This is a genomic window from Sphingomonas sp. BAUL-RG-20F-R05-02 (assembly GCF_022662305.1).
Lineage (GTDB): Bacteria > Pseudomonadota > Alphaproteobacteria > Sphingomonadales > Sphingomonadaceae > Sphingomonas.
Genome location: NZ_JAKNQH010000003.1, coordinates 125,856 through 152,224, shown reverse-complemented (window position 1 = coordinate 152,224; position 26,369 = coordinate 125,856). Strand labels below are relative to the sequence as shown.

Annotated in this window: 25 protein-coding genes; 18 read left to right on the top strand and 7 right to left on the bottom strand. The window is 66.6% G+C overall.

Going from position 1 to position 26,369, the window contains the following annotated elements; translation table 11 throughout:
* Nucleotides 1–50 precede the first annotated feature (50 nt).
* The gene (locus L8F97_RS08775) at nucleotides 51–944 is read right to left on the bottom strand and encodes an HpcH/HpaI aldolase/citrate lyase family protein (protein ID WP_242148585.1); all 894 of its coding nucleotides are present in this window, start codon (nucleotides 942–944) and stop codon (nucleotides 51–53) included.
* 304 nt (nucleotides 945–1,248) lie between these two features.
* Here L8F97_RS08775 and L8F97_RS08770 point away from each other — a divergent pair, with 304 nt between their 5' ends.
* The gene (locus L8F97_RS08770) at nucleotides 1,249–2,259 is read left to right on the top strand and encodes a sugar phosphate nucleotidyltransferase (RefSeq protein WP_242149073.1); all 1,011 of its coding nucleotides are present in this window, start codon (nucleotides 1,249–1,251) and stop codon (nucleotides 2,257–2,259) included.
* Between the two features lie 10 nt (nucleotides 2,260–2,269).
* Nucleotides 2,270–2,623, top strand: coding sequence for a DUF1330 domain-containing protein (locus L8F97_RS08765; protein ID WP_242148584.1), 354 nt, complete (start codon nucleotides 2,270–2,272; stop codon nucleotides 2,621–2,623).
* An 11-nt stretch (nucleotides 2,624–2,634) separates the two neighbouring features.
* Here L8F97_RS08765 and L8F97_RS08760 read toward each other — a convergent pair whose 3' ends face one another.
* The 3 genes from L8F97_RS08760 to L8F97_RS08750 are packed head-to-tail and all read right to left on the bottom strand — an operon-like array spanning nucleotide 2,635 to nucleotide 4,069.
* Nucleotides 2,635–3,582 (bottom strand): aldo/keto reductase, encoded by a 948-nt coding sequence (locus L8F97_RS08760; protein WP_242148583.1) that lies wholly within the window; start codon nucleotides 3,580–3,582, stop codon nucleotides 2,635–2,637.
* On the bottom strand, nucleotides 3,579–3,779 hold the full coding sequence (locus L8F97_RS08755; protein WP_242148582.1) for a hypothetical protein: 201 nt from the start codon (nucleotides 3,777–3,779) through the stop codon (nucleotides 3,579–3,581). The genes L8F97_RS08760 and L8F97_RS08755 overlap by 4 nt, the downstream gene beginning before the upstream one ends.
* 5 nt (nucleotides 3,780–3,784) lie before the next feature.
* Nucleotides 3,785–4,069 (bottom strand): hypothetical protein, encoded by a 285-nt coding sequence (locus tag L8F97_RS08750; RefSeq protein WP_242148581.1) that lies wholly within the window; start codon nucleotides 4,067–4,069, stop codon nucleotides 3,785–3,787.
* 135 nt (nucleotides 4,070–4,204) lie between these two features.
* Between L8F97_RS08750 and L8F97_RS08745 the strand changes: the two genes are divergently transcribed.
* The 7 genes from L8F97_RS08745 to L8F97_RS08715 all read left to right on the top strand — a co-directional run bounded on the left by L8F97_RS08745 (nucleotide 4,205) and on the right by L8F97_RS08715 (nucleotide 13,091).
* Nucleotides 4,205–5,173 (top strand): ArsR/SmtB family transcription factor, encoded by a 969-nt coding sequence (locus L8F97_RS08745; RefSeq protein WP_242148580.1) that lies wholly within the window; start codon nucleotides 4,205–4,207, stop codon nucleotides 5,171–5,173.
* A complete protein-coding gene (metF, locus tag L8F97_RS08740; RefSeq protein WP_242148579.1) occupies nucleotides 5,170–6,111 on the top strand; it encodes a methylenetetrahydrofolate reductase [NAD(P)H] in 942 nt (313 codons plus the stop codon). Before L8F97_RS08745 ends, metF begins: the two co-directional genes overlap by 4 nt.
* Nucleotides 6,112–6,122: 11 nt before the next feature.
* Entirely contained in the window at nucleotides 6,123–7,169 is a 1,047-nt protein-coding gene (locus L8F97_RS08735) for a homocysteine S-methyltransferase family protein (RefSeq protein WP_242148578.1), read from the top strand.
* A gap of 50 nt (nucleotides 7,170–7,219) precedes the next feature.
* On the top strand, nucleotides 7,220–9,898 hold the full coding sequence (gene metH, locus L8F97_RS08730) for a methionine synthase (protein ID WP_409929021.1): 2,679 nt from the start codon (nucleotides 7,220–7,222) through the stop codon (nucleotides 9,896–9,898).
* Between the two features lie 98 nt (nucleotides 9,899–9,996).
* Nucleotides 9,997–11,463, top strand: a complete 1,467-nt coding sequence (zwf, locus tag L8F97_RS08725; RefSeq protein WP_242148576.1) for a glucose-6-phosphate dehydrogenase — start codon at nucleotides 9,997–9,999, stop codon at nucleotides 11,461–11,463.
* Between the two features lie 99 nt (nucleotides 11,464–11,562).
* Nucleotides 11,563–12,492 (top strand): right-handed parallel beta-helix repeat-containing protein, encoded by a 930-nt coding sequence (locus tag L8F97_RS08720; protein WP_242148575.1) that lies wholly within the window; start codon nucleotides 11,563–11,565, stop codon nucleotides 12,490–12,492.
* A 62-nt stretch (nucleotides 12,493–12,554) separates the two neighbouring features.
* Nucleotides 12,555–13,091, top strand: a complete 537-nt coding sequence (locus tag L8F97_RS08715) for a superoxide dismutase family protein (protein WP_242148574.1) — start codon at nucleotides 12,555–12,557, stop codon at nucleotides 13,089–13,091.
* 127 nt (nucleotides 13,092–13,218) lie between these two features.
* On the opposite strand, the gene ppc is transcribed toward L8F97_RS08715, so the two are convergent.
* Nucleotides 13,219–15,891 (bottom strand): phosphoenolpyruvate carboxylase, encoded by a 2,673-nt coding sequence (gene ppc, locus L8F97_RS08710; protein WP_242148572.1) that lies wholly within the window; start codon nucleotides 15,889–15,891, stop codon nucleotides 13,219–13,221.
* 117 nt (nucleotides 15,892–16,008) lie between these two features.
* Here ppc and L8F97_RS08705 point away from each other — a divergent pair, with 117 nt between their 5' ends.
* Nucleotides 16,009–16,311 carry a hypothetical protein gene (locus tag L8F97_RS08705; RefSeq protein ID WP_242148570.1) on the top strand — a complete coding sequence of 101 codons (303 nt, stop codon included), beginning with the start codon at nucleotides 16,009–16,011 and terminating at the stop codon, nucleotides 16,309–16,311.
* 51 nt (nucleotides 16,312–16,362) lie between these two features.
* Here L8F97_RS08705 and L8F97_RS08700 read toward each other — a convergent pair whose 3' ends face one another.
* Nucleotides 16,363–16,929, bottom strand: coding sequence for an HNH endonuclease (locus L8F97_RS08700; protein ID WP_242148569.1), 567 nt, complete (start codon nucleotides 16,927–16,929; stop codon nucleotides 16,363–16,365).
* A gap of 105 nt (nucleotides 16,930–17,034) precedes the next feature.
* Here L8F97_RS08700 and gluQRS point away from each other — a divergent pair, with 105 nt between their 5' ends.
* Genes gluQRS through egtD form a run of 5 tightly spaced genes read left to right on the top strand, consistent with a single transcriptional unit; the run spans nucleotide 17,035 to nucleotide 21,010 of the window.
* Nucleotides 17,035–17,886 (top strand): tRNA glutamyl-Q(34) synthetase GluQRS, encoded by an 852-nt coding sequence (gene gluQRS, locus L8F97_RS08695; protein WP_242148567.1) that lies wholly within the window; start codon nucleotides 17,035–17,037, stop codon nucleotides 17,884–17,886.
* Nucleotides 17,887–17,895: 9 nt separating this feature from the next.
* Nucleotides 17,896–18,138 (top strand): twin transmembrane helix small protein, encoded by a 243-nt coding sequence (locus tag L8F97_RS08690; protein WP_242148565.1) that lies wholly within the window; start codon nucleotides 17,896–17,898, stop codon nucleotides 18,136–18,138.
* 3 nt (nucleotides 18,139–18,141) lie between these two features.
* Nucleotides 18,142–18,714 (top strand): cob(I)yrinic acid a,c-diamide adenosyltransferase, encoded by a 573-nt coding sequence (locus L8F97_RS08685; protein ID WP_242148563.1) that lies wholly within the window; start codon nucleotides 18,142–18,144, stop codon nucleotides 18,712–18,714.
* Between the two features lie 58 nt (nucleotides 18,715–18,772).
* Complete coding sequence (gene egtB / locus L8F97_RS08680; RefSeq protein ID WP_242148560.1) at nucleotides 18,773–20,032, top strand: ergothioneine biosynthesis protein EgtB; 1,260 nt, start codon at nucleotides 18,773–18,775, stop codon at nucleotides 20,030–20,032.
* Complete coding sequence (gene egtD, locus L8F97_RS08675) at nucleotides 20,033–21,010, top strand: L-histidine N(alpha)-methyltransferase (protein ID WP_242148559.1); 978 nt, start codon at nucleotides 20,033–20,035, stop codon at nucleotides 21,008–21,010.
* A gap of 8 nt (nucleotides 21,011–21,018) precedes the next feature.
* On the opposite strand, the gene L8F97_RS08670 is transcribed toward egtD, so the two are convergent.
* On the bottom strand, nucleotides 21,019–22,023 hold the full coding sequence (locus tag L8F97_RS08670; RefSeq protein WP_242148557.1) for a DUF1176 domain-containing protein: 1,005 nt from the start codon (nucleotides 22,021–22,023) through the stop codon (nucleotides 21,019–21,021).
* A gap of 89 nt (nucleotides 22,024–22,112) precedes the next feature.
* Between L8F97_RS08670 and L8F97_RS08665 the strand changes: the two genes are divergently transcribed.
* The 3 genes from L8F97_RS08665 to L8F97_RS08655 all read left to right on the top strand — a co-directional run bounded on the left by L8F97_RS08665 (nucleotide 22,113) and on the right by L8F97_RS08655 (nucleotide 26,345).
* Nucleotides 22,113–22,982, top strand: a complete 870-nt coding sequence (locus L8F97_RS08665; RefSeq protein ID WP_242148555.1) for a 3-hydroxyacyl-CoA dehydrogenase NAD-binding domain-containing protein — start codon at nucleotides 22,113–22,115, stop codon at nucleotides 22,980–22,982.
* A 125-nt stretch (nucleotides 22,983–23,107) separates the two neighbouring features.
* Complete coding sequence (locus tag L8F97_RS08660; RefSeq protein ID WP_242148553.1) at nucleotides 23,108–25,273, top strand: transglycosylase domain-containing protein; 2,166 nt, start codon at nucleotides 23,108–23,110, stop codon at nucleotides 25,271–25,273.
* Between the two features lie 67 nt (nucleotides 25,274–25,340).
* Complete coding sequence (locus tag L8F97_RS08655; RefSeq protein ID WP_242148550.1) at nucleotides 25,341–26,345, top strand: threonine aldolase family protein; 1,005 nt, start codon at nucleotides 25,341–25,343, stop codon at nucleotides 26,343–26,345.
* Nucleotides 26,346–26,369 lie beyond the last annotated feature (24 nt).

The following is a 26,369-nucleotide window of genomic DNA, read 5'->3' as shown; positions in this document are numbered from 1 at the left end:
GATAGCTTTGCCGCCCGCGCATGCCTGTCGGCGCCGCGATCAAGCCGCAGCTAGCCGCCCACCCCCGCCTGCCGCAGCAGCGCCTGCGCGCGAGCGAGGTGCGGCCGGTCGAGCATTCCGCTCACGTCCGCAATCGTGCCAACGCCGGGATTGGCCGCGAACAGATCGACGATCCGCTTCGCCGCCGCAATCTCCTCGGCACTCGGCGAGAAGGCGGCGTTTATGACCTCGACCTGTGCCGGATGGATCGCCAGCATCCCGCGATAGCCGTCACGCCGCACTTTCTCCGCGCGCGTCCGCAAGCCGTCGAGATCGCGGAAATCGGCCTGGATCGTTTCGATCGCCGCCACGCCCGCCGCCGCCGCGCCGAGCAGGCACAGGCTGCGTGCGAGTTCATAGGTGAAGCCGTAGCCGCCATCGTCATTGCGATTGACGCTCGCGCCGAGCGCATCGGCAAGGTCCTCCGCGCCCCAGGTCAACGCCACCAGACGCGGCGCGCCGGCATAATCGCCGGTCCGGAACATCGCCGCCGCCGTCTCGGTGACCAGCACGATCACCTTGGTAGCACCGACGTCGATCCCATGCGCCGCCTCGAACGCTGACAGGTAATGGTCGAGCCGCTCGACATCGTCGCGACCGTTCGCTTTCGGCAGCATGATCCCGCCCGGCCGCCCCGGCATCACCGCCGCGAGATCCGCCAGCGTGTGCGGCCCGTCGAGCGGGTTGACCCGCACCCACAGCCGCTCGTGCCCATCAGCCTGCGCCGCGAGGAAGTCGCGAACGGCAGCGCGGGCGCACGGTTTCTCGGCCTCCGCCACCGCATCTTCCAGATCGATCAGCACGATGTCGGCCGCGCTGGCGGTGGCCTTGGTCATCTTCTTCGCGCTGTCGCCGGGCGCGAACAGCCACGAACGCGCGCCGAACACCTCCGCCGTTGCCGTCATCCGATTTCCTTCCCTGCGCGTAAGCCCATGATGGCGCTACCGGCTCAAGCGTCTGCGTACATCGCCAACCAAGCACAAGCCGCGATGGGCACCAAGCATGTTGTTCTGGGCGATCGCGAGAAAGGTAACGACCAGATGTCCGTTCTGGTAAGGCGCGTCGCCACGCAACCGTTTACGCTGGATCGATCAACCAGCTAGCGATACATGACAGCCCATCAAAATACTCGGAGACTTTGTGATGCCGCTTTCTACCTCGATCACGCCTGTCATCCTGTCCGGCGGGTCGGGAACGCGGCTTTGGCCGATGTCGCGCCCGGAGCGCCCGAAGCAGATGCTCGCGCTGACCGCCGAGGAGACGATGCTCCAGCTCACCGCCATGCGTGCCAAGGGCGAGCATTTCAGCGGCCCGATCGTGGTCGCCAACGCACGCCATGCCGACATGGTCGACGAGCAGCTCGACCACATCGGCGCCAATGCGCAGGCGATCATTCTGGAGCCGATCGCGCGCAACACCGCACCGGCGATTGCGCTTGCCGCGCTCGCGGCCGAGGGTTCGAGCCCGCTGCTGGTCATGCCGTCGGATCACGTCATCGCCGATGTCGCTGCGTTCCACGACGCGATCCAGGCCGCGCTGCCGCTCGTCGCGGACGGCTGGCTGGTCACGTTCGGCATCGCTCCCGACGCGGCCGAGACCGGCTACGGCTGGATCAAGGTCGGCGAGGAAATCGGCGGCGGCGTGCACCGTGTCGCGCACTTCGTCGAGAAGCCGCCGCGCGACAAGGCGGAGGCGATGCTGGAGGCGGGCGACCACACCTGGAACGGCGGCATCTTCCTGTTCCGTGCCGACACGTATCTCGACGCGCTCTCGACCCATGCTCCGACGATGCTCGCCGCCTGCCAGCTTGCGATGGCGAAGGCTAACCACGACGGCAAGCGCATCTTCCCGGACGTGGAGGCGTTCGCGGGCTCGCCGGACAATTCGATTGACTATGCGGTGATGGAGAAGGCCGAGCGCGTCGCGGTGGTGCCGGTCAGCATGGGCTGGAACGACGTCGGCAGCTGGGACGCGCTCCACGCGATCAGCGATCTCGACGCCGCCGGCAACGCGCATTCGAGCGGGGCCGCCGGTGAGGTGATCGCGATCGAGACGACCAACTGCCTAGTGCGCACAGACGGCGTGCGTGTCGCCATCGTCGGGGTGGACGATCTGATCGTGGTGGCGAGCGGCAATGACGTGCTGATCCTGCCGCGCGGCCGCAGCCAGGAGGTCAAGAAGCTGATCGAGGCGATGAAGAACCAGCAACCGGTCGCGTGAGAGAGCAACGATGAGCGCCTACATCCTCTTCATCCGTGACGAGCCGGTTCACAATTCCGCTGAGATGGCGGAATATGAGCGGATGAACCGCGAACGCGGGAGCGAGGGGTTTCCGGTCAAGCGGCTCGCCTTCTACGGCACGGTGGAAGCGCTGGAGGGCCCCGCGCCGGACGGTGTCGTCGTGCTGGAGTTCCCGAGCGTCGAAGACGCGCGGGCATGGTATCATGGACCAGGCTATCAGGCGGCGATGCAGCACCGCCTGAAAGCCGGCGAGTATCGGGTCATGATCGTCGAAGGCGTTCAGGGAAGAGGATCCCCCTCGGCGTCTTCCGACGCTGAACGGGGTCCGTCGGCGAGACGATGACGACGCGGGGGTTACGCCCCCGCGTCGCTCAACCGGTCGATTTGCTCCGCGCTCAGCACGAGCCGCGTCGCGCCGAGCAGATCCTCGACCTGTGCGACGCTCGTGGCGCTGGCGATCGGCGCCACCACGCCCGGTTGCGCGGCGAGCCAGGCAAGCGCGATCTGCGCGAGCGTTGCGCCGGTCTCCGCCGCGACGCCATCCATCGCGGCGAGAACGCCCGATTTCTGAGTGATGAGGTCGGCCATGCCGCCGCCGCGCGCGCTCTTTTTCATATCATCGGCCGAGCGATACTTGCCGGTGAGAAAGCCCGACGCGAGCCCATAATAGGGCACCACGCCGATGTTGTTCTCGACGCAATAGTCCTGCAACTGCCCCTCGAAATGGTGGCGGCTGACGAGGTTATATTCGGGCTGCAACACCTGAAAATGCGGGATACCGGCAGCGCGCGCGGTATCGACCGCGGCCTTCAGCCGCATGGCGTGGAAATTGGACGCGCCAAGCGCGCGCACCTTGCCCGCCTTGACCAAGGAAGCGAACGCCTCGGTCATTTCGTCGAGCGGTACGTCCGCGTCATCCTTGTGCGCGTAATAGAGGTCGATCGTATCAATGCCGAGCCGCTGTAGCGAGGCGTCGCACCCGGCGACGATCGCCTGTGCCGACAAGGACGAGCCGTTCTCGACCGGGAGCATGCCGACCTTGGTAGCGATCACCACCGAATCGCGCTTACCCGAGGCTTTCAGCCATTCGCCGAGGATGGTTTCCGATTCGCCGCCGTGATGCCCCGGCACCCAGTTGGAATACATGTCGGCGGTATCGATCATCGTGCCACCGCCGGCAACGAACGCGTCGAGCACGGCGAAGCTGGCGGTGCGGTCGGCGGTCCAGCCGAACACGTTGCCGCCGAGTACCAGCGGCAGGATGTGGAGATTGGTTGCCCCCAAGCGGCGGAGTTCGGTCATTCGCTGTTATCCTGCGTATTGTCGTCGACGATGGTGGCGGCGTTGGCATCCATGCTGTTGGCGTCGAGCATCATCGCCGCGTCATTGAGCTGCTGCGCCTCGCTGCCGCTCATCGCGCCCGGCGTGGTGTTCGATCCGCACGCGACGAGCGCCAGCGGGAGCGCACACGCAACTACGAGGGCAAAACCGCGGCGCACCGCGATCAATTCTCGACCGTGTTGCCGGCATCCTTAAGCGCCTGGCCGGTCTTGTCCTTGGCCTTGTCGGCGGCGTTGCCGATCGCATCGCCGGCATTGTCCATCGTCGCCTCCGCCGATCCGAACGCCTTGTCAGCGGCGGCTTCGGTGCTGTTGGCGGCGGTGCGCATGGTGGCGTTGGCATCGGCGGCCGTGGTGTCGGCGGCCTGCGCGCTTTCATCCTGCGCCTTCTGGCTGCACGAGGCGAGCGCAATGGTGGCGGCGAGAGCAAGGAGAAGGGTCTTCTTCATGGTGACGGCTCCGTCAGGATGAATGCATGAGGGGATATTGAAACGCGACAACGCCTGCAATCGAGGGAAAGGTCCACCGCCACGCGATCGCGTGATTGACCGCATATAAAGATATCTTTATGTCTCGTTCCCACGATGACCATCGCCCTCGACATCTTCCGTGCGCTTGCCGACGGCACGCGGCTGCGCATCTTGGCGCTGCTGCGCACAATGGAGCTGTCGGTCGGCGAACTCGCGCAGGTGCTCGGGCAGAGCCAGCCGCGCGTCAGCCGCCACGTCAAGATCCTGTGCGATGCGGGTTTGGCGGAACGACGCAAGGAGGGCAGCTGGGTGTTCGTGGCCTTGGGCGCGGCGGACCGGGTAACGCCGGTGGCGGACGCGCTGGATGCGTGGAACACGCTCGCGCCGGATCATTGGGCGACGGCGGATGCGGCGCGGCTGGCGGCGGTGCGCGCCGACCGCGCGGCCTCGGCGGCGCAATGGTTCGAGGCGAATGCGCGCGAATGGGATGCGATCCGCTCGCTCCACATCGCCGAGGAACAGGTCGAGGCGGCGATCGGCGCGGTGCTCGGCGAGAACAAGGTGCGGCAGATGATCGACATCGGCACCGGCACGGGCCGCATGCTCGAACTGTTCGCAGGGCACGCCGAGCAGGCTTTGGGAATCGACCGAAGCTCCGAGATGCTGCGCCTTGCCCGCGCAAAACTGTCGAGCCACGGCATCGACAATGCCGAACTGCGGCAGGCCGATCTCTATGCGCTGCCGCTTGGCGATGGTGCGGCCGATCTTGCCATCGTCCACCATGTGCTGCACTTCGCGCAACAGCCCGGCGCGGCGATCGCGGAGGCCGCGCGTGTGCTGGGTAGCGGCGGACGGCTGCTGATCGCCGATTTTGCGCCGCACGATTGCGAGGAATTGCGCACGCGCGACGCGCATACCCGGCTTGGTTTCTCGGACGAACAGATGACGACATGGTTCGCCGCCGCAGGCCTAGCGCCCGAGCGGATCGAGACGCTGGAAGGCGGCGAACTGACGGTGAAACTCTGGCTGGCGCGCAAACGCGCTTCGGCCGAACAGACGGTACATGAGGTGAAGGCGGCATGACGATCTCGGTTTCGCAGCTTGAGGAAGCGCGCCGCGCGCTGGAGGCGCCGCTGTTCGCCGACGTGGCGGGCGATACGTCGGTGTCGTTCGAGTTCTTCCCGCCCAAGACGCCGAAGATGGAAGAGGCGTTGTGGGAGACGGTGAAGACGCTCGAGCCGTTCCGCCCCGAGTTCGTCTCGGTCACTTATGGCGCGGGCGGTTCGACGCGGGAGCGCACCCACGCCACCGTCGCGCGCATCCAGGCGGAGACGAGCATGCCCGCCGCTGCGCATCTCACCTGCGTCGAGGCATCGAAGGGCGAGATCGACGAGATCGCCGATGCCTATTGGCAGGCCGGCGTGCGGCATATCGTGGCGCTGCGCGGCGATGCGCCGGGCGCGGACGGGTTCGTGCCGCACTCGCAAGGCTACACCAACGCCGCCGATCTGGTGGCGGGGCTGAAGCGGCTGCATCCGTTCGAAATTTCGGTCGCCGCCTATCCGGAATGCCACCCCGATTCGCAGGGCCTCGCGCACGATCTCGATAACCTCAAGCGCAAGATCGACGCAGGCGCGACACGCGGCATCACGCAGTTCTTCTTCCAGCCCGAAACGTTCTTCCGCTTCCGCGATGCCGCCGCCGCCGCCGGGATCACCGCGGAGATGGTGCCCGGCATCATGCCGGTCACCAATTTCGCCAGCATCGTCAAGATGTCGAAACTGTGTGGCACCGAGGTGCCGGCGTGGCTGGGGCGGCTGTTCGACGGGCTGGAGGATCATGCCACCGCCCGCCAGTTGATCGCCGCGACGCTCGCCGCCGAACTGTGCCGCAAACTGTATGCGGGCGACGTGCGCTCGCTGCATTTCTACACGCTCAACCGCGCCGAACTGAGCTTCGCGATCTGCCACCTGCTCGGGCTTCGCGCAAAGGCACCGGTCGCGGCTGCGGTTGCGGCCTGAAGGATATCATGATGACACCACGGGAATCCCTGCTCGCGCAAGCCGCCGAGCGTATCCTCATCACCGACGGCGCGTTCGGCACCGAGATCCAGAACTGGAAGCTGTCCGAGGCCGATTATGCCGGTTCGCTCGGGCTGCTGAAGGATCAGAAGGGCAATAACGACATCCTCGCGCTGTCGAAGCCGGAAGTGCCCGAGACGATCCACCGCGCCTATTTCGAGGCGGGTGCGGATATCGCCGAGACCAACACGTTTTCCGCCAACGTTATCAGCCAGGCGGACTACGGCGCGGAGGCGCTGGTCAAGGATATCAACATCCAGAGCGCGCAGCTCGCGCGTCGTATCGCCGACGAATATCAGGCGCGCGACGGCCGCCCGCGCTTCGTGGCAGGCGCGATCGGGCCGACCAACAAGACCTTGTCGCTGAGCCCGGACGTCAACGATCCTGGCTACCGCGAGATCGACTTCGATTATCTGAAGGACGTGTACCGCGAGCAGACCGACGCCTTGCTGGAAGGCGGCGCGGACTTCATCCTGATCGAGACGGTGTTCGATACGCTCAACGCCAAGGCCGGCATCATGGCGGCGATCGAGGCGGGTGATGCACTGGGGCGCGACGTGCCGATCATGCTGTCGATGACGCTGACCGATCTGTCCGGGCGCAACCTGTCGGGCCATACGGTCGAGGCGTTCTGGCATGCGGTGCGCCACGCGCGGCCGGTGACGATCGGGCTGAACTGCTCGTTCGGGGCGGAGCAGTTGCGCCCGCACGTCAAGACGCTGGCGGGCATCGCCGATACGCTCATCATGGTGTACCCGAACGCCGGGCTGCCCAACGAGCTTGGCCAGTATGACGAAATGCCGGAGACCACCGCCGGCCTCGTCAAGGAATGGGCCGATGCCGGGCAGGTCAACATCCTCGGTGGGTGCTGCGGATCGACGCCCGCGCATATCGCCGAGATCGCGCGGTCGGTGCGAGGTCTCACCCCGCGCGCGCTGCCGAAGCCGCCGGTGGTGACGCGGCTCGCCGGGCTGGAGCCGATGACGATGGCGGGGTAAGCCCGCACCCGCCTCCGCGATACTGCAAGACCCCGGCGTGCCGGGCGACGATGGGAACTGCCTTGACCAACCTCTCCACCTCTTTCGTCAACATCGGCGAGCGCACCAACGTCACCGGCTCGGCGCGCTTCAAGAAGCTCATCATGGCGGGCGACTATCCGGCTGCGATCGAGGTGGCGCGCCAGCAGGTCGAATCGGGCGCGCAGGTGCTCGACGTCAACATGGACGAGGGGCTGCTCGACGCCGAGCATGCCATGACCACCTTCCTTAAGCTGATCGCCGCCGAGCCGGATATCGCGCGCATCCCGTTCATGGTGGACAGCTCGAAATGGTCGGTGATCGAGGCGGGGCTGAAGTGCGTGTCGGGCAAGCCGATCGTCAATTCGATCAGCATGAAGGAGGGCGAGGCCAAGTTCCTCCACGAGGCCAAGAAGTGCTTGGCGTACGGCGCCGCCGTGGTGGTGATGGCGTTCGACGAGGCAGGCCAGGCCGACACCCAGGCGCGGAAGATCGAGATCTGCGAACGCGCGTACAACGTACTGATGACGATCGGCTTTCCGCCCGAGGACATCATCTTCGACGCCAACATCTTTGCGGTTGCGACCGGCATCGAGGAGCATAACAATTACGGCGTCGACTTCATCGAGGCGGTGAAGGAGATCAAGGCGCGATGCCCGCACGTCCATTTCTCGGGCGGCCTCTCCAACCTTAGCTTCTCGTTCCGCGGCAACGAGCCGGTGCGCCGCGCGATGCATTCGGTGTTCCTGTACCATGCGATCCCCGCCGGGCTGGATATGGCGATCGTCAACGCCGGCCAGCTCGACATCTACGACGATATCGACCCCGAGCTGCGCGAGGCGTGCGAGGACGTCATCCTCAACCGCCCGCAACGCAAACCCGACGAGACGCCGACCGAACGGCTGATCGCGCTCGCGGAAAAGTTTCGCGGCACCGATGCGGTGGCGGAAAAGGCGGCGGAGGAATGGCGCGGCTGGCCGGTCAACAAGCGGCTCGAACATGCGCTCGTCAAGGGCATCGACATGTACGTGGTCGACGATACCGAGGAATGCCGCCAGATGTTCGCGAGGCCGATCGAGGTGATCGAGGGGCCGCTGATGGACGGGATGAACGTGGTCGGCGATCTGTTCGGATCGGGCAAGATGTTCCTGCCGCAGGTGGTGAAATCCGCGCGCGTCATGAAGAAGGCGGTGGCGCATCTGCTCCCCTTCATCGAGGCGGCGAAGGAGCCGGGCGCGCGCGGCAAGGGCAAGATCATCATGGCGACCGTGAAGGGCGACGTGCATGACATCGGCAAGAACATCGTCGGCGTGGTGCTCCAGTGCAACGGCTTTGACGTGGTCGACATGGGCGTGATGGTGCCGTGGAGCGACATCCTCAAGGCCGCCAACGAGAACGACGCCGACATGATCGGCCTGTCCGGCCTCATCACGCCCTCGCTCGACGAGATGGTGACGGTGGCGGAGGAGATGAAACGCGCCGGCTTCACCATGCCGCTGCTGATCGGCGGCGCGACCACCTCCAAGGTGCACACCGCGCTGCGGATCGCGCCCGCCTATGACGGCCCGGTCGTGCATGTGCTCGACGCCAGCCGCGCGGTCGGTGTCGCCTCGACGCTGGTGAGCGATACGCAGAAGGACGCCTTCGTCACCAAGACGGCGGAGGATTACGAGGCGGTGCGCATCGCCCGCGCCAACAAGGGCAACAACGATCTGCTCCCGCTCGCCAAGGCGCGCGCCAATCCGTTCGTGGCGGATATGGCGCTCAAGCCGCCCGCCCCGCTCAAGCCCGGCGTGCACGTGTTCCGCGACTGGGACCTGACCGACCTGCGCGAGCTGATCGACTGGACGCCGTTCTTCCGCGCGTGGGAACTGGCCGGCAACTACCCGGCGATCCTCACCGATCCGGTGGTCGGCGAAAGCGCCACCGCGCTGTTTGCCGACGCGCAGAAGATGCTCGACCGCATCATCGACGAGAAGTGGCTGACCGCGCGCGGCGTGGCCGGGCTGTGGGCGTGCGCGCGCCATGACGACGACGTGATCGTCGATACCAAGGGCGACTTCAACGCCGGCGAATTGATCGGACTCGATGCGCTTGACGTGGTCGACGGCACCGATGTGTTCCGCCTGCCGTTCCTGCGCCAGCAAATCGCCAAGCGCGAGGGCCGCGCCAATATGTGTCTGGCCGATTTCATCGACCCTGCCGGCGATTGGCTCGGCGGTTTCGCGGTGTCGATCCACGGCATCGAACCGCATCTCGCCAAGTTCAAGGCGGCGATCGACGACTATTCCGACATCCTGCTCAAGGCGCTGGCCGACCGTCTCGCCGAGGCGTTCGCGGAGCGGCTGCACAGCCACGTCCGGCAGGAGCTGTGGGGTTACGCGCCCGACGAGCAGCTCACCAACGAGGCGCTGATCCGTGAGCAATATCGCGGCATCCGCCCCGCCCCGGGCTATCCCGCCTGCCCGGAACACAGCCTCAAGACGATGCTGTTCAAGATGCTCGACGCGCATCACAACACCGGCGCAAGCCTGACCGAGAGTTTCGCGATGCTGCCAACCGCGGCGGTGTCGGGCTTCTACTTCGGCCATCCGCAGGCGGAATATTTCGGCGTGGCGCGGATCGGCGAGGATCAGGTGAGCGACTATGCGGCGCGGCGCGGGGTCGATCTCGACACCGCCAAGCGCTGGCTGCGCCCCAATCTGGACTGACCGCGCGATCTGAGCGGAAAGATTACCGCGCCGTAGCGTTTGCCTATCGAATGCCGCTCCGGCAGGGACGGCAGCGCAACGAATTCGCGGGGTTCTCGATGTCGAAGGCGTCTCTCTCGGTCGGTCCGAAATACCCTCAGGTGGTGGTGCTGATCGGCGCGACCGGCGATCTGGCGCGGCGCAAGCTGCTGCCGGGCATGTTCCACCTCATCAGCGAGGGGTTCATTCCGGATTGCCGGATCATCGGCATGTCGCTCGACGAAATGGATGCAGATGCGTTCCGCAGCTTCGCGCGCGCCGCGCTCGACGAGTTCGGCACGCGGCCGGTGGCGGATGCCGAATGGGACGCATTTGCCGCGTTGCTCGATTATCTGCCGATCGCTGCCGGGCCGGAGAAGCTACGCGAAGTCGTGCTGGCGGCCGAACAGAGCCTCGGCACCGAAAGCCGCCGGCTGCACTACCTCAGCGTACCGCCGAGCGCCGCGCTGTCGAGTGCGCGAATGCTCGGGCAGGCCGGATTGATCGAGCGGTCGCGCGTGGTGATGGAGAAGCCGTTTGGCGTCGACCTTGCCAGCGCGGTCGAGCTGAACGCCAAGCTGCACGAGATTTTCGCGGAGGAGCAGATCTTCCGCATCGACCATTTCCTTGGCAAGGAACCCGCGCAGAACATCCTCGCCTTCCGCTTCGCCAACGGCCTGTTCGAGCCGATCTGGAACCGCAACTTCATCGATCACGTCCAGATCGACGTTCCCGAGACGCTGGGCCTGGGCAAACGCATCGGCTTTTACGAAAGCACCGGCGCGTTCCGCGACATGGTGGTGACGCACCTGTTCCAGATCCTCGGCTTCATGGCGATGGAGCCGCCGACCTCGCTCGAACCCGGCCCGATCGGCGAGGAGAAGAACAAGGTGTTCCGCTCGATGCTGCCGCTTGACCCGCATGACGTGGTGCGCGGGCAATATGTCGGCTACCGCGACGAGGAGGGCGTCGATCCGCAGTCCGATACCGAGACGTTCATCGCGCTGAAGTGCCAGATCGACAACTGGCGCTGGGCGGGGGTGCCGTTCTACCTGCGCACCGGCAAGAAGCTCGCCGAGGGGCAGCGGATCATCTCGATCGCGTTTCGCGAGCCGCCCAAGAGCATGTTCCCGGCCGGCTCCGGCGTCGGCTCGCAGGGGCCGGATCACCTGACCTTCGACCTCGCCGATGCCTCGCGTGTATCGCTGTCGTTCTACGGCAAGCGGCCCGGACCCGGGATGCGGCTCGACAAGCTGTCGATGCAGTTCGCGTTGCAGGAGACCGGGCGGATCGACGAGGTGCTTGAGGCATATGAACGCCTGATCCTCGACGCGATGCGCGGCGACCGCACCTTGTTCACTACCGCCGAGGGCATCGAAAGCCTGTGGCGCGCCTCCGCCCCGCTGCTGGAGAACCCACCCCCGGTACGGCTGTACGAGCCGGGTTCGTGGGGACCGAAGTCGATCCACCAGCTCATCGCGCCGCACGCCTGGCGCCTGCCGTTCGAGCGGGCATGGCGCGGCGGGGATACCTCGGGGAAGAAGTAATCGAGCGGGATTGGGAGAGGCGGCACGAGGTTAACCCTCTATTCGCCTTCCCAAGCCGCCCGCCCGCGCGCATCTCAACGCCCCAAAGGAGCCGTTCCGATGCGTCACATCCTCGCCCTCGCCTTCCTCTCGCTGGCAGCACCGGTTGCCGCGCAATCCGCGGGCGGACCGTTCACTGTGCAGGGCGGGCAAAACTTCGCGCGGCTCGACGAGGCGCTGATGGCGATCCGCGGGCAGGATGCGACGATCGTGATCGCACCCGGCACCTATCACGAATGCGCGATCCAGCAGGCCGGGCACATCACCTTCAAGGCGGCGGTGCCGGGCCGGGTGATCTTCGAGCAGACCGCGTGCGAGGGCAAGGCGGCGCTGGTGCTGCGCGGTACCGGATCGACCGTCGACGGCATCGTCTTCCGTGGCTTCAAGGTCGATGACGGCAATGGCGCCGGCATCCGCATCGAAACCGGGCCGCTGGTGGTGCGCAATTCCATGTTCCTAGACAGCCAGGAGGGTATCATCGGCGGATCGGGCACCGACATCCCGATCACGATAGACCACACTACTTTCTCCGGCCTCGGCCAGTGCGACCAGAGCCCGAGCTGCGCGCATTCGGTGTATTTCGAGACCAAGGGCCTCGTCACCATCACCAACTCACGGTTCGAGCGTGGTCGTGGCGGGCATTACGTCAAGGTGCGCGGGCCTCGCGTGTCGATCACCAACAACAGCTTCGACGATACCGCCGGGCACAAGACCAACTACATGATCGACCTGCCCAACGGTGCGACCGGGCTGATCCAGGGCAACACCTTCGTGCAGGGCCGCGACAAGGAGAACTGGACCGGCTTCATCGTGGTCGCCGCCGAAGTGCGCGAGCAGAGCGCGGCGGGTCTGCGGATCGTCGGCAACACCGCCAGCCTTGCGCCGGGCGAAACGCGCAGCCCGGCGTTCGTGGCGGATTACAGCCACGAGCGGTTGGCGGTCGGCGACAACCGGCTCGGCAAGGGCGTGCGCGCGTTCGAGACGCGCTAGCCCTACAAGGTTGCGCGCCCTGCGACAGCCGCTAGGGTCTCCGGCAAACAGGGAGATGCACCATGCGGATCGGTATCGTCACGGCCAGCCTCGTCGCCACGCTCACGCTGGCGGCGTGCGACCATAGCAAGACCGAACTCGGCACGCCGACGCCCGGCGGCGCACGCGCCGTGGCGATGCTGCACACCGCCGACGGCACCGATGTCGGGCGCGCGACCGCGACCGAGGTGTCCGGGGGGCTGCGCATCACCGTTGATGCCAACGCGATGCCGCCCGGCATGCACGGTGCGCATATCCACATGACTGGGCGCTGCGATGCACCCGATTTCGCCAGCGCGGGGGGCCACTGGAACCCGACGGGCATGAAGCACGGCGCGATGAACCCGCAGGGGCCGCATGAGGGCGACCTCCCCAATCTGGTGATCGGTACCGACGGGCGCGGCACGATCGGCGTGACGGTGCCGGGTGCGACCATGGCGGGGCTGCTTGATGCGGACGGTTCGGCGCTGGTGGTGCATGCCAAGCCGGACGATCTGATGACCGATCCGTCCGGCAACAGTGGCGGGCGGGTGGCGTGCGGGGTGTTTGGGACGAGTTGAGGGGCTGGGTTAAGGCAACGCCGCGGCGAAGCCGCGTCGTCGGTCGGCGCTGTAGCGCCGCCGGCCGGGCTAGGCTCCGGCTGCGCCGGGCTTGCGATTAGCTTTGCTAATCTCTCGCGCGCCTGGCCTAGCCGGAATTCCTGAGCGCCGTAGCAATCGCATTGATCGACAGCAGGATGCCCTGCCCGACCCGCTCGTCCTCCTCACCGGCACGGCGGCGTTTGATGAGCTCGATCTGGAGCATGTTGAGCGGCTCGATATAGGGCAGCCGCAACCGGATCGACGCGTCGAGCGCGGGGTGCTTTTCGAGCAAATGCGATTGCCCCGTCGCCGTCAACAGCGTGTCGTAGGTCACCTGCCAGCCATCGCGGATGCGCGGGAAGATCGCGCTCGCCAGCGCGGGGTCCTCGACCAGCGCGGCGTAGCGTTCGGCGATGCCCATGTCCGACTTCGCCATCACCTGCTCCATGTTGCCGAGCATCGCCGCGAAGAACGGCCAGCTCTGCGCCATCTCGACCAGCAGGCCCTTGTCCTCGAAGCTGCTGAGCGCCTGCCCGACGCCGTACCAGCCCGGCAGCATCACCCGCGCCTGCGCCCAGCTGAACACCCACGGAATCGCGCGCAGATCCTCGATCCGGTCGGACTTGGTGCGGCTCGCCGGGCGCGAGCCGATGTTGAGGCCGGCGATCTCGGTGAGCGGCGTCATCTGGCGGAAGAAGGTGCGGAAGCCCTCGGTGCCGTAGACGAGATCGCGATAGGCGGTGAACGCCGCGTCCGAAATCCGGTCCATCGCCGCCGAGAAGCGCGCCTGATCCGCCGGCGCGATCGGATCGGGTTCGAGGCTGGCGAGCAACGCCGCCGAGGTCATCGCCTCGAGGTTTATCATCGCGCTTTCGCGGGTGCCGTATTTGCCGGCGATCACCTCGCCCTGTTCGGTGATGCGGATGCGGCCCTGCACGGTGCCGGTCGGCTGCGCGCGGATCGCCGCGAACGACGAGCCGCCGCCACGCCCGACCGCACCGCCGCGCCCGTGGAACAGCTGCATACCGATGCCGGCGCGCTCGAACACCGCTTTCAGCGCGGTCGACGCTTTCGACAGCGACCACGTCGAGGTAAGATAACCGCCATCCTTGTTCGAATCGGAATAGCCGATCATCACTTCCTGATAGCCGCGCGCGCGGGTGATCGCGCCGGCCTCGGGCAGCGCGAACCATTCGGTCATGATCGCGGGCGCGGCTTCGAGATCGCCGATCGTCTCGAACAGCGGCACCGCCATGATCGCGGCGGTGGGCGCGTCGCCTGGGCGGTACAGGCCGACCTCCTTGAGCAGCACGTTGATTTCGAGCAGGTCCGACACCGACTGCGCCATCGACACGATATAGTTGGTGATACAGCCCGGCCCGTATGTCGCGTGCGCCTCGGCGGCGGCGCGGGCGATCGCCAGTTCGGAGTTGGTCTCGTCCGAATAGTCGGCAAATGGGCTGGTCAGCGGGCGCGCGTTGGAAAGTTCGTGGCGCAGCAGCGAGACCCGCTGCGATTCCGACAGCGCGAGGTAATCCGCCTCGACCCCGGCGACCTTGAGCAGTTCCGCCACCACGCGTTCATGCACCGCGCTGTTCTGGCGCATGTCGAGGGTGGCGAGGTGGAAGCCGAACGTCTCGACCGCGCGGATCAGCCGGCCGAGCGCGCCACCGCTGGAGAGCGCACCCGATCCGCCGGCGCGCAGCGCGCGCGCGATCGCGACGAGATCGGCGCGAAACGCCTGCGGGTCGGGGTACGGCTCGCCCTTGACCGCGGCGGGACGGGCGGCGGGTTTGCCGGTGAGCGCGAGGTGCGTCGCGGCGAGGCGCGCGTACACGCCGGTCAGCGCACGGCGATATGGCTCGTCGCTGCGGCTCGGACCGGTGTCGCCGCTCGCTTCCGCCAACGCGATCACCGAGGCATCGACACTGGCGAGGTCGCTGGAAATCGACAGTTCCGCGCCGAGCCCGCTGAGCGCCTCCAGATAGTAACCGATCACCGCCTCGCACGATTTGCCGAGCGCGGTACGCAAGCTGTCGGCGGTGACGAACGGGTTGCCGTCACGATCGCCGCCGATCCAGCTCCCCGGGCGCAGGAAACTCGGTGCGCGTTCGCCGAGCGCCCGGTCCCAGCGCTGATAGAGCGCGGGCAGCGTCGGCAGGAACACATCGCGCAGATAGCTGAGCGCAGTTTCGACCTCATCGGTGACGTAGAGCCGTTCGCGGCGCAGCACGCGCGTCTGCCACAGCAAGGCGATCTGGCGATAGATCGCCTCGTCCACGTCGTCGCCATCGGGCGTTTCGGACAGGCCGGCATCCTTCAGCGCCATCAGCTCGGCGATGCGATTGCGGTGGTCGATCATCGACTTGCGACGCACTTCGGTGGGGTGTGCGGTCAGCACCGGCGCGATCAGCGCGTGGTCGAGCAGCGCCATTACCTGCGCCTTGTCGATCCCCTCGCCCTCCAGCCGCGCGAGCGCGGAGGCGACATCCGCGCCCTGTTCCGCCGTCACGCCGTGGCGATCCTCGGCAAGGTTGGCGAGCATCGAGAACAGCATGAAGCCGCGCACGAAATCGAGCGTCTCGTCGAGGCTGAGGCTGCCCAGGCCGAGATCAACCTCGCCCCCCGCCACGCCGCGATGCCGGTCCACCGAGGCGGCGCGGATATATTCGGTGCGCTTGAACAGCAGTTCCCCGCCATAGGCGCGGATGACGTCGCCGAGCATCTTGCCGAGGAAGCGGACGTCGGGATTGTTCGCGATCGAGGGGAGGTCAGCCATGGCGCGATGCTGCATCGCGGTGGAGGCAGGGTCAATGGCGAAGCCGCGGGAGCGACCATCTTGCCGCCATGTTCTCAAGCGAGGTTCCCGGATCGGTCCCGCAGGAGGCGACACGCGATGCTCGGATGGACGGCGATGTTCCTGCAAGCGGCGACCCTGCCCGATGCCGCGCCCGCCGCGCCGCCGGCGCGCACCAGCGTGCTGCCGCCGCCATGCCCGAGCGATGCGAACGGCGACATTGTGGTGTGCGGCCGGGTGGACGCGCAGGAAACCTACCGGCTGCGCGCCCTGCCCGAACGTTTCGTGAAGGACCCGCGATTTCGGATCAACCTGCCCGGCGGCAGCACGATCACGCCGCATATCGACCAGGGTCGGCTCGGCGATGCGCAGGCGAAGGTTACGTTGAAAGTGCCGTTCTGACGACGCCGCCGACCTTGGCTTCCTTCGGCGACGGCGGGAACCGAGGAACCTTCAAGCCTCCAGCTCGACGTCCCAATAGAGCCAGTCGCGCCAGGTCGCGTGCAGGAAGTTCGGCGGGAAACGCCGGCCGTGTTCCTGCAACTGCCAGTTGGTCGGGCGGATCGCCTCCAGGTACAGCGGCATACCGGCCTGTTTGGGGGTGCGGCCGCCTTTCCTGAGGTTGCACGGCGCGCAGGCGGTGGCGACATTCTCCCACGTGGTGCGGCCGCCCTGCGCGCGGGGAATGATGTGGTCGAACGTCAGGTCATGCCCGGCGCCGCAATATTGGCATTCGAACTTGTCGCGCAGGAACAGGTTGAAGCGCGTGAACGCCGGGAATGCGCTCGGCCGGACATATTGCTTCAGCGCGATCACCGAGGGCAGTTTGATCTTCGCGGTCGGGCTGCGCACCTCGCGCTCGTATTCGGCAACGATCGCGACGCGATCGAGGAACACCGCCTTGATCGCGGTCTGCCACGGCCAGATGCTGAGCGGATAATAGCTCAGCGGCGTATAGTCGGCGTTCAGCACCAGCGCCGGGCAACTGTCCGGGTGGCGGATCAAGTCGGGATGGTACACTTGCGCGTTCCCCTCGCTTCCTTGTGCGGCAATCGCCCACTAGGATGACGGGGTGATGACAGCACAGCGCACGACTCGCGGTCAAGGCCCAGTGGAGATTCGGTGATGACCGTCACCCGCTTCGCGCCCAGCCCGACCGGGCGACTGCACCTCGGCCATGCCTGGTCCGCGATCCTCGCGCATGATCGTGCGCGGGCGGATGGCGGGCGGTTCCTGCTGCGGATCGAGGATATCGACGGCACGCGGAGCCGGGCCGAATTCATTGCCGGTATCGAGGAGGATCTGCGCTGGCTCGGCCTGACGTGGGACGGGCCGGCGGTGCGGCAATCGACCCGGCTCGACGCCTATGCGCACGCGCTCGGCCAGTTGCGGGACATGGGCCTGCTCTATCCGTGTTTCTGCACGCGCGCGGAGATAGCCGCGAGCCTCGCCGCGCCGCATGGCGGTCCGGAGGGCGTGTATCCTGGCACCTGCCGCGCGCTTTCGGCGGCGGAAGCCGGCGCGCGTATGGCGGAGCCGCATTGCTGGCGCCTCGACATGGGCAAGGCGGTCGCGCGCACCGGCACCCTCGGCTGGCTGGACGAGATCGCCGGGTCGGTGCCGGCAAACCCGCTCGCGCACGGCGATGTCGTACTCGCGCGCAAGGATGCGCCCGCAAGCTACCACCTTGCCGTCACCATCGATGATGCATGGCAGGGTGTCAGCCACATCGTGCGCGGCGCCGATCTGTTCGCCGCCACCGATGTCCATCGTCTGCTACAGGCGCTGCTCGCGCTGCCGACGCCAATCTACAGCCACCACGCGCTGCTCACCGACTCAGGCGGCAAGCGCCTGGCCAAGCGCGAAGGCGCGCCATCGCTGGCAGCACTTCGCGAGTCGGGTCAGGTCGGACCCGAACTCGCGGCGACACTGCGCGCCGGTCGGCTTCCCATTGGCATCGCCGCCGCAAGAGCGTAGGCTCCGCCGATGAGCACGTTCCTTTTCCTCCTGCTGATCGCCGCGATGATCGCTACGGTGGTCGTGCTGGTGCGGGGCCTCGCCGCGTTCCTTCTCAACGCCAGTGCCGACGCGCGCGGCGATGGCGATCCGAACGTGCCGAACGACTCGGCGATCAAGTCCAACAAGATGATGCAATACCGCATCTTCTTCCAGGCGATCGCGATCTTCATCATCGTGCTGATCCTGTTCATCGGCAGCAGCAAGAGCTGATCCTTGGTCAAGCTCAACAAGATCTACACGCGTACCGGAGACGGCGGCACCACCGGGCTGGTCGATGGTTCGCGTGTGTCCAAGGCCGATCCACGCATGGCCGCGATCGGCGATGTCGATGAGGCGAACAGCGCGATCGGCGTGGCGGTGGTGGCGCTCGGCAGTGCCGAGCCAGTCGCGGTCTTGACGCGGATCCAGAACGATCTGTTCGATCTTGGCGCCGATCTCGCCACACCGGGGGAGGATTTCACCCCCGGCGAGATGACGCTGCGCATCGTGCCCGCGCAGGTGACGCGGCTGGAGGATGAGATCGATGCGATGAACGCCGATCTCGAGCCGCTCACCAGCTTCATCCTGCCTGGCGGCAGCGGCGCGGGTGCGGCGCTGCACCTCGCGCGCGCGATCGTGCGTCGCGCGGAACGCGCTGCCATCGCCGCTGGCGACCATGTGCCGCTCAACCCTGCGGCGCTCGCCTACCTTAACCGACTGTCGGATTATCTGTTCGTCGCGAGCCGTTACGTGAACAAAATGGCCGATGGGGACGTTCTGTGGGCTCCAGGTGGGTCGCGCCCATAAACGCGTGCCTGCCGTTCGGCCGTTGACACCCAGTCAGAGGTCGATACGAAGGAACGTTATGAGAACACGCCTCGGTTTATCTCCGTCTCCCGAGGCGCTCTGCGCACGCTATGACTCCGTTCGCCGGCTCAGCGTTGCACTGGTCGGGCCCTTGTCGGACGCCGATGCGACGGTGCAGTCGATGGAGGATGCCTCCCCGGCGAAATGGCATCTCGCGCATACCACCTGGTTCTTCGAAACCTTCGTGTTGCGCGATTTCGTACCCGGTTACCGTCGCTTCGATGAGCGTTTCCCGTTCCTGTTCAACAGCTATTACGAAGCGGAGGGTCGCCGCCACAGCCGCGCACGGCGTGGCATGATCACACGCCCGACGCTCGACGAGGTTTTGGCCTATCGCGCGCATGTCGACGCGGAGATCGAACTAGCGCTGCCCGACCTGCCGCAAGACGCGCGCGAATTGATCCGGCTCGGCTGCCATCATGAGGAGCAGCATCAGGAACTGCTGCTCACCGATATTCTCCACCTGATGTCCGAAAACCCGCTCGAGCCGGCGCTTTGGCCGGGTGCGCGCAAGGTGCCGGTGGCAATGCCGGGGCCGGTCGGCTGGATCGAGCGCGATGGCGGCATCGCACAGATTGGCCATGACGATCCGCATTTCGCGTTCGATTGCGAAGGCCCGCGCCATGCGGCGTTGCTCGCCCCCCATGCGCTTGCCGATCGCACCGTCACCAACGGCGAATGGGCGGCGTTCATCGCCGATGGCGGCTACACGGATCCGCGCCATTGGCTGTCGGACGGCTGGGCGTGGGTGAAGGCCAACGCGATTGACGCGCCGATGTATTGGGAGCGTCGTGAGGATGTCTGGACGCGCTTCGGTCTCGACGGGCGCCGCCCGATCGACCCGGCCGCGCCCGTCACGCACGTCAGTCTCTACGAGGCCGACGCCTATGCAAGCTGGGCCGGCGCGCGCCTCCCGACCGAATTCGAATGGGAAGCCTCGGCCGCCGGTCAAGACGCGGGTGCTGGCAACCAGCTCGATGTGGCCGGCCCGGTCGAGCCGCGCCCGTCGGCGGACGGTCCGGCGTTTTACGGCGACGTATGGGAATGGACTGGCAGCGCGTTTCGTCCTTACCCGGGCTTTCGCGCCATCGAGGGCGCCGTCGGCGAGTACAACGGCAAGTTCATGAGCGGCCAGTTCGTGTTGCGAGGCGGCTCGTGCGCCACCCCGCGCGGCCACGCCCGCGCGAGCTACCGCAACTTCTTCTATCCCCACCAGCGCTGGCAGTTCACCGGCGTTCGGCTGGCAAAGGATCTCTAGATGCTCAAGCCCGAAATCGAAGACGGTCAGGCCAGCCTCGCCGATCCCGCGTTCCGCGCGGACGTTTTACGTGGCTTCGAGATACGTCCGCGCGCCATCCCGGCGCGGTGGTTCTATGATCGGCGCGGTTCGGAGCTGTTCGAAGCGATCACCGATCTGCCCGAATATTATCCAACGCGCGCCGAAACCGCGATCTTGCGCCGCATCGCGCCCGAGGTGGCGAAGCTGGCCGGTCCGGGTCGCGCGGTGGTCGAGTTTGGATCGGGATCGTCGATGAAGACACCGCTGGTACTCGCGGCGGTGGCGCCGGCCGCGTATGTGCCGATCGACATTTCCGGTGACTTCCTGCGCGAATCCTCGGCCGCGCTGGCCAGCGCGTTCCCCGGCCTGGCGGTGTTGCCGGTCGAAGGCGACTTCATGAAGCCGATCGCGTTACCCAACGAGATCGCAGACGCACCCAAACTCGGGTTCTTCCCCGGCTCCACGATCGGCAACATGGTGCCGCATTCCTCGGTCGATCTGCTGCGTGCGATGAAGGCGTCGCTCGGAGAAGGTGCGATGCTGCTGATCGGTATGGACCGTATCAAGGACGCTTCGATCCTCACCGCCGCCTATGATGATGCCGCAGGTGTCACGGCCGCCTTCAACCTCAACCTGCTGGAGCGCATCAACCGTGAATTGGGCGGCACGATCCCACTGGATCGTTTCCGCCACGTCGCGCGCTGGAACGACGACCGCGCCCGCATCGAAATGCATCTCGAAGCGCAATCCGACGTGGACTTTACCATCGAGGGCCACGCGTTTTCGATGGCGACGGGCGACACGGTCCACACCGAGAACAGCCATAAATACGGCCTGCGCGATGCTCGCATCCTGCTACGTTCCGGCGGCTGGACACCGATCGCCGATTGGACCGACGAAGACGAGCAGTTCGCGGTAATCCTCGCCGAAGCGCAGCCAAGCCGCCTTGCGCCCTGAGCCGCGCGCTATTTCGACTGCAACCGCACACGCCACGTGTTGAGGAAACTCTCGTTACCGCGACAGACATCCATCTGCGCCTGCTCGATCAACCGAAACATGCCGCCGTCCCACAGGTAATGCTGTGAGACGCCGCAGTCTCCGTCATGCGCTTTGCGCACGTAGCTGTAGAGCGATCCGTTCGCGTAGCTGCCGTTACTGAGACGCGGGATGCGCGACCAGTTGAGGCCCGGCACCGAATCGAACAGCGCAGGCCGCGCCTTGCCCTTGCTGTCGATCAGGAACACCGCTTGGGTAGGGTTGTCGCCGCCGGTACGGCACGGCACCAACGCGACGTTTCGCGTCCTGTCGAGCGAATGGATCTGCGCCTTGGCGAGGCCGCGCGTGACCGGGCATTTGGCGCGCCGCTGCAACACCTTGATACGGGCCGATGTGAGCGTGGGCGCATGACCGGTCGGCCGTGCGACCGTCACGATCGGTAGCACAGGTGCCGGCGGCACCGCGCTTGCGGATTTGCGACCCCGCGCACTCGCCGCCGTTACGGTGCCGGCGCGGCCCTGCACATCGTCGACATAGCGCAGCGCCTCGTCGAGGCCGTCGGTTGAAATCCGTGCAAGATCGCGCCCCGTCCCGTCGACCACCGCGATACGACGCGCGGCAGCCAAAGCGGCGGCGATGGCGCGCGCGGTGGCGCCTTCGATCGTCGCGCCGTCGGGCGTCGCGCGAAACGGCCCGCCGATCTGCACCCCGCCGATCTGAACCGCGAACGGGTCCTCATCGGTACGTGCGGTCAGCCACATCTTCCACCGGCCATCCGGCCCCGCCTCGCGCATGACGGTGAACACCTCGCTTGGCGGCAAGCCGTCTACCGGGTCGAGCGTGGTCAACGCACAGCGCTTCGCATTATCGCATGCGACGGCCCAGTCCCCGAAGGTGACGAACCGGCCGGGCTTGACGGTCGCAGGTGCCGTGGCAGGAAGCGCCGCCGCAAGCAGAAGCGCGAAAGCAAACATCGGTTACAGGCTCCCCTCATGGCGGCTGGCGGGCGGGTGAATTGCCGCTAAAGCACGAAGCGACAAATCTTTAGGCGAAGGAACGAGCGATGCAAACAGTAGGTGTGGTCGGCGCAGGCCAGATGGGCGCAGGGATTGCGCAGGTGTCCGCACAGGCCGGCTACCGCGTATTGCTCGCCGATGTGTCGCGTGAGCGGGCCGAGTCGGGGAAATCCAGCATCGCCAAGCAGCTCGAGCGTGCCGTCACCAAGGAGAAGATCACCGCGCAGGCCCGGGACGCCGCACTCGCGCTGATCGTGCCGGTCGACAGCGTTGCCGCAATGGCGGATTGCACATTGGTGATCGAGGCGGCAACCGAACGCGAGGAGATCAAGCGCGCGATCTTCGCGGAGATCGGCAAAGTGCTCGGGCCACAGGCGATCCTCGCATCGAACACCTCCTCGATACCGATTACTCGGCTGGCGCAGGCCGCGCCCGATGCCGGCCGCTTCGTCGGCGTCCACTTCTTCAATCCCGTGCCTGTGATGGGCCTGATCGAGTTGATCCGTGGCCTCGCGACGTCTGACGAAACCGTGCAAACGGTCGAGGCGTTCGCGCAGAAACTCGGCAAACAGGTGGTGCACGCCAACGATGCGCCGGGCTTCATCGTTAACCGCGTGCTGATGCCGATGCTTAACGAGGCGTGCTTCGCGCTGGGCGAAGGCGTGGCCGGCGTGCGCGATATTGATCTGGGCTGCACGCTGGGCCTCAACCAGCCGATGGGGCCGCTGACGCTCGCGGATTTCATCGGGCTGGACACCTGCCTGGAGATCCTGCGCGTGCTGCACACCGGCACCGGCGACCCTAAATTCCGGCCGGCGCCGCTACTGGTGAAATATGTCGAAGCAGGCTGGTTCGGCCGCAAGTCCAAGCGCGGCTTCTACGACTATACGGGTGCGGAGCCCGTGCCGACGCGCTGAACGCTCGCGCCGCGGTGCGCGCGGTGGTAAGGTCGCGCGATGCTTCAATGCCGCGTGACCTTGCCCGACGTGCCCTATTTCAGTAATACACGCCCGGGCTGCGTATCGGCCCGCGCGGAGTGAGCATGCGGCATTTCCCCTTCGGGTCGGGCGACGATGGAGAACGTCCGTTCGAGCTGACCGACAGCATCCCGGCCCGCGACCGCCGGTACGATCCGCGCAACCCCTATGATGCGCGCGTGCGCGGCGACGCCTACCGCGACGACGAGGGGGACGATCCCCAAGACGACGCGCCGGAACCACCGCATCGCCGGATCGCCTGGGGCAGCTGGATCATGCGTGGGTTCGCCACGCTGATCGTACTGTTCATCCTCGCGGTGGCGTGGCTGGCGATCACCGCGCCGCTGTCGAAGTCGCTTCAGCCGCCAACGCCGCCGAGCGTCACGCTGCTCGCCGAGGACAACACGCCGATCGCGCGGCGTGGCGCGATCATCGGCGCGCCGGTCGATGCCACGAAACTGCCGAAGAATGTCACCAACGCCTTCATCGCGATCGAGGACCGACGCTTTCGTAACCATTGGGGGATCGACCCGCGCGGCATCCTGCGCGCGATGTTCCACAACATCCGCGGCGGCGGCGTGCGCGAGGGCGGCAGCACCATTACGCAACAGCTCGCCAAGAACGCATTTCTCGATTCGGATCGCACCGCCGCGCGGAAAATTCGCGAGGTGATGATCGCCTTCTGGCTGGAGGCGTGGCTGAGCAAGGACCAGATCCTGTCGCGCTATCTGTCCGCTGTCTATTTCGGTGACAACGTGTACGGCCTGCGCGCAGCGGCGAAGCACTATTTCAACCGCGATCCGAAGGACCTGTCGATCGGCCAGGCGGCGATGCTGGCGGGATTGGTCAAGGCGCCGTCGCGGCTCGCGCCGACAGGCAATCTGAAGGGCGCGCGCGACCGGCAAAAGCTGGTGGTGCGCGCGATGGCGGACGCTGGCTTTATCGATCGCGACACCGCCGACGATGTCCGGCCGGCGCGGCTTGCCGCCAGCCGGATCACGCCGCTACCGAACGGCACTTATTTCGCCGACTGGGTGCTGCCGGATGCCCGCGACCGCGCCGGCGAGATCGTTACCGAGACGACCGTGCGGACCACGCTCGACCGTCGCCTGCAACGGCTCGCCGAGCGCGCCGTCGCACACGCCGGCCTCAAGACCGCGCAGGTCGCGCTGGTGGCGATGCGGCCGGACGGGCGCGTGGTGGCGATGGTGGGCGGCAAGAACTACGCGGCCAGTCCCTTCAACCGCGCGACGCAGGCGCGGCGCCAGCCCGGTTCCGCGTTCAAGCTGTTCGTGTATCTGGCGGCGATGCGCGCCGGCATGACCCCCGACACACTGATCGAGGACGAACCCGTCACGATCGGCGACTGGAGCCCGAAGAACAGCGATGGCCGCTACGAAGGGCAGATCACGCTGCGCCACGCCTTCGCCAAATCGAGCAACGTGGCGGCGGCACGGCTGATCCAGAAGGTCGGCGTGGCAAACGTCATCAAGGCGGCGCGCGACCTCGGCATCTCCACGCCGATCCCGAACGAAGCGACGATTGCACTCGGCACGTCGACGGTCTCGCTGCTGGAGCTGACCGCCGCCTATGCCGGCATCGCTGCGGAAACCTACCCGGTCCGCCCGCATGGTCTTGAGGCGGAACCCGAGGAGCATCACTGGTACGATGCCATCTCGGGCAAGACACACGCGCTGACCAGCACCGAGCGCGCCGAAATGCTCGATCTACTGTCCGCCTCGGCGGAAACCGGCACCGGCCGCCGCGCCGCGCTGTCGATCAAGACCTATGGCAAGACCGGCACGACGCAGGACAATCGCGACGCGTTGTTCATGGGGTTCGCCGACGATCTCGTCGTCGGGGTGTGGGTCGGCAACGACGACAACACGCCCAATCCCGGCCTATCGGGCGGTGGCGTGCCGGCGCGGGTTTGGCGCGAATTCATGACGCAGGCGCTCGGCGTTGGTTCGGCGACACCGCCTGATGCGGTTCCGGCGGCGGTGGACCCTGATGCGCTCGACAATGATGGCAACGCCATCTTGCCGACGGGCGGCGATCTGGACGGCATGGGCCTGCACCTGCACGTCGGCCCCGATGGCAGCATCTCACTAGGCGGGCCGGAAGGCGATGATCGCGACCGTCCGCGCGATCGCCCCCGCGATCGTTACGACCGTGACCGTTACGACCGCGAGGCGCGGCCGGATGACGAAGGTGGCGATTACGAGCAATAGCGGCTGATCCCGCCCGCAGGCTGAAAGCCGGTTGACGCTCGCGTAACCGATCCGCCATGCACAACCCATGCGTTTCTTCTCCGACAATGCCGCCCCGGTCCACCCCGCCGTGTTCGACGCGATGGCCGCCAACAACGCGCTCGACACCGCGTATGATGGCGATGCGCTGAGCAAGAGCCTCGACGGGCGTTTCTCCGACCTGTTCGAGACGCCGGTGAAGGCGCTGTGGGTGCCGTCGGGTACCGCCGCGAATTGCCTCGCGCTGGCGGCGCTGTGCCCGCCGTTCGGCGGTGTCGTGTGCCACCGCGACGCGCATATCCAGAACGACGAATGCGGCGCGCCCGAATTCTACACGCACGGCGCCAAACTGATGATCGGCGAAGGCGATGGCGCCAAGCTGACCCCCGACAGCATCCGCGCGGTGACCGACATCATCGCCAACGACGTTCACCGCGTGCAGCCGCACGCCATCTCGATCACCAACGCGACCGAATACGGCATGGTCTATTCGCCCGCCGAAGTCGCCGCGATCGGCGATCTCGCGCGCGAACGCAGGCTGGGTTTCCACATGGACGGCGCGCGCTTCGCCAATGCGGTGGCGACGCTCGGCTGCTCGCCCGCCGACCTGACATGGCGCGCCGGCGTGGACGCGCTCAGCTTCGGCTTCATCAAGAACGGCGGGATGACGGCGGAGGTCCTGATCTTCTTCAAGCCCGACCTCGCCGCCGATACGCTGCGCCGTCGCAAGCGCGCCGGGCTGCTGCTGTCGAAGGGGCGCTACCTTGCCGCGCAGATCGTCGCGCTGCTGGACAACGATCTGTGGATCGCCAACGGCGCGGCCGCGAACGCCGCCGCGCGACTGATCGCCGATGCGGCGGCGGCGCGGCTGATTTACCCGACGCAGGCCAACGAGGTGTTCCTGCGCGTCACCCCGGCGGAGGCCGCAGCGTTGCGCGCGCTGGGCTTCGACTTCTACGATTGGGCACCGGGCGAGATCCGGCTGGTGACGTCGTGGAACCACACGCTGGCCGAAGTCCGCCCGCTTGCCGAGGCGATCGCCGCGCTTCCATAAGCGGAGCTTGTAACCGGGCGAGCA